Origin of the sequence: Halobacterium sp. R2-5, assembly GCF_011734195.1 — an archaeon.
In the GTDB taxonomy this organism is placed as follows: domain Archaea; phylum Halobacteriota; class Halobacteria; order Halobacteriales; family Halobacteriaceae; genus Halobacterium.
In genome coordinates, this window is sequence record NZ_JAANTH010000002.1 from 1,073,161 (window position 1) to 1,085,269 (window position 12,109).

At 68.7% G+C, this 12,109-nt stretch carries 10 protein-coding genes; 3 read left to right on the plus strand and 7 right to left on the minus strand.

The genetic code is table 11. From position 1 onward, the window contains the following. Positions 1 to 52: 52 nt before the first annotated feature. The gene (locus G9C83_RS14395) at positions 53 to 1,054 is read right to left on the minus strand and encodes an agmatinase family protein (RefSeq protein ID WP_167247094.1); all 1,002 of its coding nucleotides are present in this window, start codon (positions 1,052 to 1,054) and stop codon (positions 53 to 55) included. Between the two features lie 85 nt (positions 1,055 to 1,139). Between G9C83_RS14395 and G9C83_RS14400 the strand changes: the two genes are divergently transcribed. Next, complete coding sequence (locus G9C83_RS14400; protein WP_167247096.1) at positions 1,140 to 2,039, plus strand: EamA family transporter; 900 nt, start codon at positions 1,140 to 1,142, stop codon at positions 2,037 to 2,039. A gap of 26 nt (positions 2,040 to 2,065) precedes the next feature. Here G9C83_RS14400 and G9C83_RS14405 read toward each other — a convergent pair whose 3' ends face one another. Both G9C83_RS14405 and G9C83_RS14410 read right to left on the minus strand, forming a co-directional pair. After that, entirely contained in the window at positions 2,066 to 3,340 is a 1,275-nt protein-coding gene (locus G9C83_RS14405) for an amidohydrolase (RefSeq protein WP_167247099.1), read from the minus strand. Continuing rightward, positions 3,333 to 4,703, minus strand: coding sequence for an aspartate aminotransferase family protein (locus G9C83_RS14410; RefSeq protein ID WP_167247101.1), 1,371 nt, complete (start codon positions 4,701 to 4,703; stop codon positions 3,333 to 3,335). Before G9C83_RS14410 ends, G9C83_RS14405 begins: the two co-directional genes overlap by 8 nt. Before the next feature lie 104 nt (positions 4,704 to 4,807). Here G9C83_RS14410 and G9C83_RS14415 point away from each other — a divergent pair, with 104 nt between their 5' ends. After that, entirely contained in the window at positions 4,808 to 5,986 is a 1,179-nt protein-coding gene (locus G9C83_RS14415; RefSeq protein WP_167247103.1) for a M24 family metallopeptidase, read from the plus strand. Here G9C83_RS14415 and G9C83_RS14420 read toward each other — a convergent pair. Then, complete coding sequence (locus tag G9C83_RS14420) at positions 5,983 to 6,945, minus strand: D-2-hydroxyacid dehydrogenase (RefSeq protein ID WP_167247105.1); 963 nt, start codon at positions 6,943 to 6,945, stop codon at positions 5,983 to 5,985. The genes G9C83_RS14415 and G9C83_RS14420 overlap by 4 nt on opposite strands. Beyond that, on the minus strand, positions 6,938 to 8,269 hold the full coding sequence (locus G9C83_RS14425; RefSeq protein WP_167247107.1) for an aminotransferase class III-fold pyridoxal phosphate-dependent enzyme: 1,332 nt from the start codon (positions 8,267 to 8,269) through the stop codon (positions 6,938 to 6,940). Before G9C83_RS14425 ends, G9C83_RS14420 begins: the two co-directional genes overlap by 8 nt. A gap of 126 nt (positions 8,270 to 8,395) precedes the next feature. Here G9C83_RS14425 and G9C83_RS14430 point away from each other — a divergent pair, with 126 nt between their 5' ends. Next, a complete protein-coding gene (locus tag G9C83_RS14430) occupies positions 8,396 to 9,190 on the plus strand; it encodes an IclR family transcriptional regulator (protein ID WP_167247109.1) in 795 nt (264 codons plus the stop codon). Between the two features lie 646 nt (positions 9,191 to 9,836). Here G9C83_RS14430 and G9C83_RS14435 read toward each other — a convergent pair. Further along, a complete protein-coding gene (locus G9C83_RS14435) occupies positions 9,837 to 10,607 on the minus strand; it encodes an IclR family transcriptional regulator (RefSeq protein ID WP_167247111.1) in 771 nt (256 codons plus the stop codon). A gap of 59 nt (positions 10,608 to 10,666) precedes the next feature. Beyond that, complete coding sequence (lpdA, locus tag G9C83_RS14440; RefSeq protein WP_167247113.1) at positions 10,667 to 12,091, minus strand: dihydrolipoyl dehydrogenase; 1,425 nt, start codon at positions 12,089 to 12,091, stop codon at positions 10,667 to 10,669. Positions 12,092 to 12,109: the final 18 nt, after the last annotated feature.

Sequence of the window (12,109 nt, forward strand, 5' to 3'; positions counted from 1 at the left end):
TCCAAATTTAACGCGGCGGCGCGGCCAATTACGGCGGTCGTCGAGCGCGCGCCTACCGGGAGGCGTCCTTGCGCGCGCCGAGGAACTGCGTCGCGACGGCCGCGCCGATGGCGGTCGTCGCGCCAGTCGAGTCCAGCGGCGGCGCGACCTCCATCAGGTCGCCGCCGCGGACGAGGTCGTGGCGGCCGAGCTGGTAGACGAGTTCGAGCAGCTGCCAGGGCTGTAGTCCGCCCGGACTCGGCGCGCACGTTCCCGCCGCGTCCCCGGCTTCGAGCACGTCGATGTCCACGGAGACGAACACCGCGTCCGTGCCGTCGGTCGCCGCGTCGAGTGCGCGCTCGGCGGCAGCGTCGACGCCGTCCTTGTGGACGTCGCGCGCGGAGATGACTTCCGCGCCGACGTCGCGCACCCAGTCGACGTAGTACTTCGAGTTGTGCCAGCCCGAGAGCCCGAGCTCCACGAAGTTCTCGCCGTCGAGCTGACCGCTGTCGTCTTCGAGTAGCCGCCGGAACGGCGTCCCCGAGGAGAGCTCGCCGCCGTGGGAGTGGCGGACGTCGTGGTGTGCGTCGACGTTGACGACGCCGACCTGGCCGTCGACGGCGTTCATCATCGCCTTCGCCGTCGGGTACGTCAGCGAGTGGTCGCCGCCGATACTGAACGGCACGACGCCGTCCTCGGTGACGGCGGTGAGCACGCGCTCGACGCGCTCGTGAGTCGGCAGCACCTCCGTGTGGACGACGTCCACGTCGCCGTAGTCGACGACGTCGATGCCCTCGCTGATGTCCACGTCGATTTCGGGGTTGTAGCAGGTGCCGTGCGTCATGTCCTCGCGGACGCCTTCTGGGCCCAGTCGGGAGCCTCGCGGTCCCGCCACGCAGGCCGTGTCGAAGGGAATGCCGACGAGCCCGACGTCGGCGCTGTCGGCCTCGCGGGCGTCGGTGATGATCTCGCCGACGTTCGTGTCGTATTCGTCCTCGACGCCGATACTGTACCCCGGATAGGGGGTGAGCAGGTCGGCTACCTCTGGGGGGACGACCCCGTCAGAACGTGCCATGAAGTACCGTACCGTGGACCGGTGTAATAGGTGTTGCGCCCGACGCGCCGGAACGACCAAGACACCACGGAATAGTGTGAGGTACGTGAACGCGCCGCTCGGAATCGCGCTCGCCGTCGCCGGCGCCGCCGGCTGGGCGCTGCAGTACGTCGCGGTCCGCCTCGCCACCGACCACGACGAGGGCTCGGTGGCCGCGGCGATGGTCGTCGCGCTCGCGACGAACGTCGTCGTCGTGGTTCCCGCCGCGGCGGTGTGGTTCTACCCCGACTACGGGCTGACGCCGCTCGCGGTCGGGTCGTTCGCCGCGGCCGGGTTCGCCGGGTCGCTGGTCGCGCGCGTCGCCCAGTTCGCCAGCACCACCGCCATCGGCGCGTCCCGGACCGCGCCCGTCGTCTCGACGGCGGCGCTGTTCTCCGCGGTGTTCGCGGTCGCGTTCCTCGGCGAGACGCTGACGCCCGTCCACGCCGCCGGCATCGTGTTCGTCGTCGTCGGCGTCGCGGTCGTCTCCTACGACACCGCCCGCGGCGGCGACGAGGTCGGCTTCCGGGAAGCCGGCGCGGCGCTCGTCCTGCCGCTGGTGTCGGCGCTCGCGCTCGGCGTCGAACCCGTCTTCGTGAAGACCGGGCTCGCGGAGGGGCCGTCCCCGTTCGTCGGCCTCGCCGTGATGTCGACGGCCGCCACAATCGGGTACGGCGCGTACGCCCGCGCCACCCACGCCGTCACGCTGCCGGACGTCCGCGCCGGCCCGGTGAGGCTGTACGTCGTCTGCGGGCTCGGCAGCACGCTCGCGCTCGCGGGCTACTTCGCCGCGCTCGCGCTGCTGCCCGTGGTCGTGGTCGTCCCCATCTTCCAGACCGCGCCGCTGCTCGTGCTCGCGTTCTCGGCGCTCGTGATCCCCCAGCGCCTCGAACGCGTCACGCCGCGGCTCGTCGCCGCCGCTGCCGTGGTCGTCGTCGGCACCACCATCGTCTCGCTGTCGACGTAGCGCGGGACGCCGGGATTAGCTGGCGCCTAAAGCCCGCCGTCGGCCACGCGCTCGATGGATTTGGCCAATACGTCCACGGCGACGGGGAGCGAGCGCTCGTCCACGTCGAACGTCGGCGTGTGGTGCGCGCCCGGGTGGTCAGTGCCGACGATTGCGTACGTCGCCAGCCCGCCCTGCTCCTGCACCGCTTCCATCAGGAACGTGGCGTCCTCGCTGGCGCCGAAGTCCGCGTGCTTCAGCACGCTGTCCACGCGGTCGTCGCCGTCCGCGACGTCGGCGACGAGCGACGCCAGCGCGGGGTCGCTGTCCGCGCGCGGCGACTCGCTCACCACGTCGAAGTCCACCGTGCAGCCGTGCATCCCCGCGGCGCTCTCGAAGATTCGCTCCAGCTCGTCGCGGGCGTACGCCATCAGTTCGGTCGTCTCGCCGCGCGCCTCCGCGAGCAGGTTCGCGCGCTCGGCGATCACGTTGCTGGACGTCCCGCCCTCGATCCGCCCGACGTTCACGCGGGTCATCCCGTCGGCGTGCCGCGGGATTCCGTACGCGTTCTGGATGGCCGTCGCTGCGGCCTGAATCGCGTTCCGACCCTCGTTGGGCGCCTTCCCGGCGTGCGCGGACTCGCCCCTGAATGTGGCTTCCACGTGGCACATCGCGAGCGGCTTCCTGATGCCGCCGACCACCTCGCCCGTGGGGTGGCCGAGCCCGAGGTGGACCGCGAACAGGTAGTCGATACCCTCGACGTGCTCGCTCTCGGCCATCGGCTTCCCGCCGCCCGAGGCTTCCTCCGCGGGCTGGAAGAACACGGTCAGCGTCCCCGCGAAGTCGCTTTCTTTGACGGCTTCGACGACGCCGACGCCGATGGTCATGTGGCCGTCGTGGCCGCACGCGTGCATCGACTCGCCGGTCTCCGAGCGGAACCCTTCTCGGACTGGCGCGTGGCTGTCGCTCTCCGACTCCTCGATGAACAGCCCGTCGATGTCCACGCGCAGGCCGACGTGCGGGCCGTCGCCGCAGTCCAGGCGCGCGACGAGGCCCGTGTTACCCCCCGCTAATCGCTCCAGCACGGACTCGTCCACTCCCGCCTCGCGGGCGCGCTCGAACCAGTCCGCGAGGTCGTCGTCGTCGGGGACGGCCATCCGTTCCTCGGTCGCCAGCGCGTCTGGGCCGACGTGGAGCTCGTCCACACCGACGGCTTCGAGTTCCTCGACGAGCCGGCAGGTCGTCCGGAACTCACGCCACGCTGGCTCGGGGAACCGGTGGAGGTCGCGTCTGAGCGCGCGCAGCCGCTCGGCGTCAGGCATGGCCGTCCGCGGTCGCCTCGATGGCGTCCGCGATGATCTCCGTGCCGACCTCGGCCTGCTCCTGGGTGAGCACGAGCGGCGGGAGCAGCCGCAGGACGTTGCTGTACTGGCCCGCCGTCCACACGAGGACGCCGTGCTCGTAGCAGTACTTCTGGATCGCCTCCACGCGGTCGTCGTCGGGTTCCCCGTGCTCGTCGACGAACTCCGCGCCGACGAACAGGCCCTTCCCGCGGACCTCCCCGAGCCCCGGGTCGCCGTCGCCCGCGTCCCGCAGGCGACCGCGGATGTACTCGCCGACCTCCGTCGCGTGGTCGAGGAGGTCGTGGTCCTGGATGTACTCGATGGCGCGCAGGCCGCCGACCATCGCGGGGACGTGGCCGCGGTACGTGCCCGCGTGGTCGCCCGGCCCCCACGTGTCGAGGTCCTCGCGGTACATCGTGCCCGAGAGCGGCTGGCCGTTCCCGCCGAGCGCCTTCGCGGACGTCATGATGTCCGGCGAGACGTCGAAGTGGTCGCAGCCCCACCACTCGCCGGTGCGGCCGAGGCCGACCTGGATCTCGTCGAACATCAGCGGCAGGTCGTTCTCGTCGGCGATGTCCCGCAGCCCCGAGAGGAACCCCTCCGGCGGGACGACGACGCCGCCCTCGCCCTGGATCGGCTCGACGAAGATGCCCGCGGGGTCGGAGAGGCCGCCGTACGGCTCCTCGACGATGGCCCGCACCTCTTCGAGCGCGCGCTCGACGGACGCCTCGGGGTCGCGGTCCTCCTGGAACGGGTACGGGAACGGCGCGTGCACGACGTCAGGGAGCAGCGGCGCGTACGGCTTCTTGAACTTCTTGTTCGACGTGATGCTCATCGCGCCCGACGTGGCGCCGTGGTAGGAGTTCCGGAACGCGAGCAGCCCGCTGCCGCCCGTGTTGTACTTCGCGAGCTTGATGGACGCCTCGACGGCGTCGCTGCCCGTCGGCCCGCCGAAGACGACGCGGTTGTTGCCCGCGAGGCCGTCGGGCGCGATCTCGTCGAGCTTGTCGATGAGGTCCATGCGGGGCTGGGTCGGGAAGTCGACGGCGTGCGTGAGCTTGTCGATCTGCTCGTGGACGGCGTCGTTGACGTAGGGGTTCGCGTGGCCGACGTTGTAGACGCCGATGCCCGCGAAGAAGTCCAGATAGACGTTGCCGTCGGCGTCCTTCAGCGTCGCGCCCTTCCCCTCCGCGAACGCGAGCGGGATGTTGTCCGGGTACGCGACCGCGCTGCTGTCGACGTCGACCTGCTTCTCCAGCAGTTTCCGGGACTGCGGCCCGGGGACCTCGTCGACGGACGGCTCCTGTGCGAAGTGCAGTTCGTGGATAGGCGGTCCTGCCATATCTGCGCTCACACAGTACGTCCACAAATAGCTTGGTAACGACAATCACGGCGGGCCCGCGGGCAAAGTTTATGCGAACAGTCCGCGAGATTCGAGTGAGACAGATGAGCGAGCTAGCTCCGTTCCCGACCAGCGAGTACACACGACGTGTCGAGCGGACCCGCGAGCGGATGCGCGAGGCGGGTCTCGACGCCGTCCTCGTCACCGACCCGGCGAACATGAACTACCTCACGGGCTACGAGTCGTGGTCGTTCTACGTCCACCAGGGCGTGCTCGTCACGCTCGACCACGACCCCGTGTGGGTGGGCCGCGAGATGGACGCCAAGTCCGCGGAGGTGACGACGTGGATGGACGACGAGCACGTGCTCTCGTACACGGACGATTACGTCCAGTCCCCCCACGACAAGCACCCGATGGACTACGTCGCCGCCGTCATCGAGGAGTACGGTTACGACGACCGTACACTCGGTGTGGAGATGGACGCGTACTACTACACGGCGCGCTCGCACGCTCGGCTCACCGACCAGCTCCCCGAGGCCGACGTGCAGGACGCGACGCTGCTCGTGAACCAAGTACGCCTGAAGAAGTCCGACGCGGAACTCGACTACATGCGGCAGGCCGCGGAGCTCGCGGAGACGGGGATGCAGGCCGCCGTCGACACCATCGCGGAGGGCGTCCGCGAGTCCGACGCCGCGGCCGCCATCTACGAGGGCCTCATCGGCGGCACCGAGGAGTTCGGCGGCGACTACCCCGCTATCGTCCCGCTGATGCCCTCCGGGGACTACACGGGCACCCCGCACCTCTCGTGGTCGGACCGCGAGTTCGAGGAGGGTGACCCCGTCATCGTGGAGCTCGCGGGCTGCAAGCACCGCTACCACTGCCCGATGGCGCGCACGCTCACCGTCGGCGAGCCCTCCCCGGAGATGGCCGAGACCGCCGAAGTCGTCATCGAGGGCCTCGAAACCACGCTCGACCGGATTCAGCCCGGGATGACCGCGGCCGAGGCCGAAGCCGTCTGGAGCGAGTCCATCGCGAAGCACGGCATCGAGAAGGATTCGCGGCTCGGCTACTCCACGGGCGTCGGCTACCCGCCGGACTGGGGCGAGCACACGGTCAGCCTGCGGCCCGAGGACGACACCGTGCTCGAACCCGGGATGACGTTCCACGTGATTCCCGGCATCTGGTTCGACGACTTCGGCGTCGAGATCAGCGAGACCATCCACATCACGGAGAACGGCGCGGAGACGCTCGCGGACTTCGGCCGCGACCTCTTCGTCGTCTAGGGGCGCAACACGACGTTTTCGAGGGCCGCGCCGGACTCCAGCGCGTCGTAGTTGTGCGCGAGGATGTCCGCGAGGCGGTCCCAGTGCTTCGGCGTGTGGCCGCCCGTGTGCGGCGTGATGAGCGCGTTCTCCAGCGTCCAGAGCACGTGGTCCTCGGGCAGGGGCTCGGGGTCGGTGACGTCGAGGGCGACGCCGCGCAGGCTCTCCGTCTGGAGGGCGTCCACGATGGCGTCGGTGTCGACAATCGGCCCGCGCGCCGTGTTCACGACGACCGCGTGCGGGGGAAGCGTCGCGATCTCCGCCTCGGCAATCAGCCCGCGCGTGAGGTCGGTGAGCGGGCACGCGACGACGAGGTAGTCGGTCCGTGCGAGCGCGTCGTGGAACGCGCGGTCCTCGAACCCGATGACCTCGTCCGTGGGGCCGCCCTTCTCGGGCGTGTACCGCACGCCGATGGTGTCAACCTCGAAGCCCTGGAGGCGCTGAGCGAGCGCCTGCCCGATGGAGCCGAGGCCGACGATGGTGACCGTCGAGTCCGTCAGCTCGTAGGACTGGAAGTGCCGCCACTCGCGGTGCTGCTTGCGCCGCCATCCCTCGTGGAGGTTCCGGGCGAACGCGAGGATGTTCCCGATTGCCTGCTCGGCGATGCCGGGCGCGTGAATCCCGCCCGCGTTCGTGACCGTGACGCCCGCCGCCTCCAGCGCCTCGTTGGGGAGGTGGCCGGTGCCGGCGAACGCGCAGGCGAACAGCTCCAGTTCTCCGGCGGCGTCCAGAACGTCCTCGTCGATGTCGACGCCCGTGACGACTGGCGCATTCTCGACGAGCTCGCGCTCCTCGTGGGGCGTGCGGGCGTGCCGGACGTCCGCGTCCGGGAGGCGCTCGCGGATGGCGTCGGCGTACTCGGCCATCCCGAGGCCCTCGGTGCCTTCGCGCAACACGACCACGTCGGGCGCGTCACTCATCGTCGACCTCCGCGACGGCCTCGTTCAGCAGCGACGCGCCGAGGTCGACCTCTCGCTCGGTGACGTCCAGCGGCGGGAGCAGGCGCAGCGTCTTGTGCCCGCAGCCGAGCGTGAGCAGCCCGCGGTCTAAGGCCGCCGCGACCACGTCGTTCCGGCGCTCCCTGGTGTCGAAGTCGACGGCGACGAGCAGCCCGAGGTTCCGGACGTCCTCGACGCACGCGTGGTCGGCGTCGACGAGCCGGTCGGCGAGCTGGCCGCCGCGTACCTCGGCGTTCTCCATGAGGTCGTACTCCTCGATGGCTTCGAGCGTGAACACGCCCTGCATCGCGGAGACGATGTCGCCGCCGCCCCACGTCGAGCCTAAGCGATTCTTCTCCTCGGGGAACAGCTCCGACTTCCCGACCGTTGCACCGACCCTGAGGGCCTTCGCGGACGTGATGAAGTCCGGCTCGAAGGGGTAGTGGTCCGAGGCCCACATCGACCCGGAGCGCCCGACGCCGGTCTGAATCTCGTCGACGATGAGCGGGATGTCGTACTCCTCGGAGACGCGCCCGACCTCGCGGGCGAAGTCCTCGTTCGGGAAGCGGTAGCCGCCGACGCCCTGAATCGGTTCGAGCACGAGGAACGCCACCTCGCGCGGGTCGATGTGGCCGTTCGGGCCGAGCATCGCTTCGAGCCGGGACTCGTCGCCCGCCCAGAAGCCGCAGGTGCAGTCGCCGTCGCACGCGCAGAACGGCACCTCGCGGACGCTCGCGATCTCGGGGTACTTCCGGGTGTAGACGCTGCCCGAGCGCGTCAGCGACAGCGTGCCGAGCGTGCGGCCGTGGAACGCGCCCGTGAACGTGATGCCGTACTTCGGGGCCTCGCAGGCGTCGTAGGCCGCCTTCATCGCGTTCTCGATGGCCTCCGCGCCGGAGTTCGAGAGGAAGACGGTGTCGAGGCCGTACTGGCTCGACACCTCGGTGAGCTTCTGCATGAGCTGTGTCGACCCCGGGAACTCCGGGTCGTCGACCGTGCCGCTCCCGAAGTAGAAGTCCTGACCTGCGATCTTCAGCGGGTCGACGAGGTCGAACTCCCGGAGCTCGTCCATGATTTTGGGGTTGTTGTACCCGAGCGGCGCGGCGCCGATGTGGCACGTGAAGTCCATCAGCACGTTCCCGTCGAGGTCCGTGACGAACGGGCCCTCGGCGTCGGCGGTGACGTCCCAGACGAACTCGTGGGAGTGTTCGCTCGGCGCGGCGACCTCGCGGTGGGCGGCGATCCACTCGCGGGCCGCCTCGCCGGACGGTTCTGTGACTGTCGGCTCGGCTGTCTCCCGGTCCATACACGGAAAGCGTGGAAACGACGTATAAGTCTTGCTTCCAGCCAGACGGACGCCGGCCAGTCGAAAATATCGCGCTCCGTTTGAGTGCGTCAAAAAGTATATGTCGCTGCCCGCGAACGAACGTGTATGGCAACGGACGACACGGAGCGGCGGACGATAACGTCGGTGGACCGCGCCATCGGCGTCCTCGAGGAGCTCCGCCGCCTCGACGGCGCGACGCTCTCGGAGCTGGCCGACGAAGTCGAGCTCTCGAAGGGCGCGCTCCACACCCACCTCGCGACGCTGCGCGAGCACGGGTTCGTCGAGCACCGCGGGGACAGCTACGCGCTCGGCCAGCAGTTCCTCACGTTCGGCGAGTACGTCCGGAACAGCCGGCCGCTGTACCGCGCCGCGAAGAGCGAGGTCGACGAGCTCGCGATGAAGACCGGGGAGTGCGTCCACCTCCACACCGAGGAGAACGGCATGGAGTCGCCGCTGTACGAGTCGTTCGGCGAGCGAGCGGTCGGCCGCGAACTCTTCATGAAGAACCGCGAGCAGATGGGACGGCACCTCCACTACTCGGCGGTCGGGAAGGCCATCCTCTCGGAGTTCGACGAGGACGAGCTAGACGCGCTACTCGACCAGCACGGGCTGCCGGAACGGACTCGCCACACGATCACCGACCGCGAGGAGTTCGAGGCGGAACTCGAACGCGTTCGCGAGCGCGGCTACGCCGTCAACGACGAGGAGGACCTGCTCGGGATTCGCGCCGTCGGCAGCCCCATCGTGGGTCCGGACGGCGAGGTGCTGGGCGGACTCAGCATCTCCGCGCCCGCGAGCCGGATGGAGGGCGAGCGGTTCACCGAGGAGCTTCCGAGAATGGTCAAGGAGTACGCGAACATCATCGAGGTCAACCTCCAGACCGGCGACGGCTACGCCTGACCCGTCGTCTGATCGCGCGTCGCACCGACCCATCTGCGTTTGTCCACGTCAAATACAGTCTCTTCCCTCGAAAACGCCGCTCCGGCTCGTCACGCCCCAGCCCGAGAAAAATCGCCCGTCATCTCCGAACAACGACAGGAACCATGTTTGTTATTGTCAACCGTTGCTTCGGTGTTTGTCCGATTCACTCCGTAGAAACTGTACGATCGGCGTCGATAGTCGCCCTCGATTGGATTATCGTCTCCTCTTCGCGTGTGTGAACACGGCCGGCATAAAATAACAAAAGTAACTCTGTTATCCTCATCTGTGGTTCTGGGATTTTGATTCGTATAATACGAATCGTGTCTGGCGGCTCGAACGCCGCTCTGATCGGGGTGGTCTGCCTTCCCGTAGTGATTCCGCGAAAGATTCCGATTCGGAGAACGCAAGACTGCGGAGCGGCGGAACGACTACTCGGAGCCGTCCAGCCCGCGAGCTGAGGGGGTGCGTTCCGCCCGATACCCGTTTCCGAAATACGAATTACCGCGCCTCCGGATAAGTTTTTAACCCATTCCGTCATCAAATTTCACGTTGTTACTTCAGAAACGCCGACTCACATCGTTCGTTGTTCGCATTTCGGTAATCCTCGGTCGGATTTCGCGAGTAGCTACGAGTGCGAGAGGTTGAGCTCGACGACGTTCTTGGCGTTCCGGAGCTGCTGTTTGAGCTCGCCCTCGATGCGGTCCTCGGACATCCGGCTCGTCGGTCCCGTGACGCTGATGGCGCCCGCCACCTCGTCGCCGTGGAACACCGGCGTCGCGACGCAGTTCAGCCCGCGGATGCGCTCCTCGTGGTCGTAGGCGAACCCCTCCGCGCGAATCTCCTCGAGCTCCTCGTAGAGCGCCTCGCGGTCCGTGATCGTGCGGTCGGTCTTCGCGGGGAGGCCGTGGCGGTCGAGGATCGCTTCCACGCGGTCCTCCGGGAGGTTCGCGAGGATCGCCTTCCCGATGGCGGTCGTGTGCAGGAGAATCTGCTGGCCGTTGTAGGAGTCGATCTTCACGGCGCTCTCGCCCTTCTTCCGGTAGACGAACGTGCCGCGGCCGTCCTGCTCGACGAGGAGGTTCGCGAGCTCCCCGGTCTCCTCGGCGACCGTCTCGAGTTCGGGCTCGGCGACCGGGTACAGCGGGACCTTGGTGCGCGCGAACGCGCCCAGGTCGAGGAAGCGCAGCCCGACCTCGTAGACGCCGTCGGTCTCCACGACGTAGCCGCGGTGTTCGAGGGTCTTCAGGTAGTTGTGGACGCTGCTCTTCGGGAGGTTGACGGCCTCGGTGGCCTCCGCCAGCGTCGCGCCGTCGGCGTCCTTCAGGAACTCCACGAGCTCGAACGTCCGTTCGGCCGTCTTCACGCGGGATTTCGGTCCCGTGTTCTCCTGTCCCATACGTGGTAGAGCGGCGGCACCGAGAAAAGCGTTCGGGAAATACGAACTCGCGGCGGGGCCTACCGATTGAGCGTGTGAATCGCCTGCCCCTGGGCGTGCTCGGCGGCCTCCATCACGGCCTCCGAGAGCGTCGGGTGGGCGTGAATCGTCGAGGCGACGTCCGCCAGCGTCGCGCCCATTTCGATCGCGAGCGTGACCTCCGCGACGAGTTCGCTGGCTTCCGGGCCGACGATCTGCGCGCCGAGCACGAACCCGGCGTCGCCGCCGGCGATAATCCGCACGAAGCCGTCGTCGTTGCCCGTCGTCAGCGACCGGCCGTTCGCGCGGAACGGCATCTCGCCGACGACTGGGTCGAAACCGGCCTCTGCGGCCTCCGCTTCGGTCAGCCCGGCGGTCGCGATTTCGGGGTCCGTGAACACCACTTTCGGGACGGCCTGGTAGTCCAGCGCCGTGGGTTCGCCCGCCGCGACCTCCGCCGCGACGATCCCCTCGTGGCTGGCCTTGTGCGCGAGCATCGGCTCGCCCGCCACGTCGCCGACGGCGAAGACGTTCTCGACGTCCGTCCGCGCCCGGTCGTCCGTCTCGAGGAAGCCCTGCTCGTTCGGTTCGAGTCCGATGGCGTCCAGTTCGAGGGTGTCCGTGACGGGCTCGCGGCCGACCGCCACGAGCACCTTCGCCGCGTCGTACGTCGACTCCTCACCGGCTTCAGTTTCGGTGGTGACGGTGAGGTCGCCGTCCTCGCCCTCCCAGCCGGCGGCGCCCTCGCCGAACTGGAAGTCGATGCCGAGGTCCTCGGCGCGGGACTTCACGACGTCCGTGAGGTCCGCGGGGTAGGCCGGGAGCACGTCGTCGAGCATCTCCACGACCGTGACGTCGGCCCCGGCTTTCGCGAACGTCGTCGAGAGCTCCATCCCGATGTAGCCCGCACCCACGACGACCAGTTCCTCGGGGACTTCGTCGGTCGCGAGCGCGTCCTTCGACGACCAGACGGCGTCGTCGGCGTACTCGAAGCCCGGAACCTCGATCGGCCGGGAGCCGGTCGCGACGATGGCGTGCTCGAACTCGATGGTCTCCATCCCCTGTCCGCTGCCGCCGTGGGCGATGCGCGCGGTGTGCTCGTCCTCGAACGCCGCGGTGCCCTCCACGAGGTTGACGCCGTTGGCCTTGCAGAGCTTCTCGACGCCGCTCGTGAGCTGGTCGACGACGTCGTCCTTCCAGTCGGCCATGGCGGCCATGTCGACTTCCGTCTCCGCGCGGACGCCCATCGCCTCGGCGTTGTCCGCCTCGTGCGCGAGGTCCGTCGCCGTGATGAACGCCTTCGAGGGGATGCAGCCGTAGTTCAGGCACGTCCCGCCGTACGCGTCGCGCTCCACGAGCGTCGCGTCGAGGCCGTGCTGCGCGGCGCGGATCGCCGCGACGTAGCCGCCCGGCCCGCCGCCGACGACGAGGACGTCTGTGCCAGTCGCTATGTCGCCCATTACCATACCACTCGCTTCGCAGCC

Excerpts from the sequence above, each read along its gene's own strand:
- G9C83_RS14405 (WP_167247099.1), bottom strand. The coding sequence starts at position 3,340 with ATGCCTGACGCCGAGCGGCTGCGCGCGCTCAGACGCGACCTCCACCGG.
- G9C83_RS14415 (WP_167247103.1), top strand. The coding sequence starts at position 4,808 with ATGAGCGAGCTAGCTCCGTTCCCGACCAGCGAGTACACACGACGTGTC.
- G9C83_RS14435 (WP_167247111.1), bottom strand. The coding sequence starts at position 10,607 with ATGGGACAGGAGAACACGGGACCGAAATCCCGCGTGAAGACGGCCGAA.
- G9C83_RS14395 (WP_167247094.1), bottom strand. The coding sequence starts at position 1,054 with ATGGCACGTTCTGACGGGGTCGTCCCCCCAGAGGTAGCCGACCTGCTC.
- G9C83_RS14410 (WP_167247101.1), bottom strand. The coding sequence starts at position 4,703 with ATGGCAGGACCGCCTATCCACGAACTGCACTTCGCACAGGAGCCGTCC.
- G9C83_RS14430 (WP_167247109.1), top strand. The coding sequence starts at position 8,396 with ATGGCAACGGACGACACGGAGCGGCGGACGATAACGTCGGTGGACCGC.
- lpdA (WP_167247113.1), bottom strand. The coding sequence starts at position 12,091 with ATGGTAATGGGCGACATAGCGACTGGCACAGACGTCCTCGTCGTCGGC.
- G9C83_RS14420 (WP_167247105.1), bottom strand. The coding sequence starts at position 6,945 with ATGAGTGACGCGCCCGACGTGGTCGTGTTGCGCGAAGGCACCGAGGGC.
- G9C83_RS14425 (WP_167247107.1), bottom strand. The coding sequence starts at position 8,269 with ATGGACCGGGAGACAGCCGAGCCGACAGTCACAGAACCGTCCGGCGAG.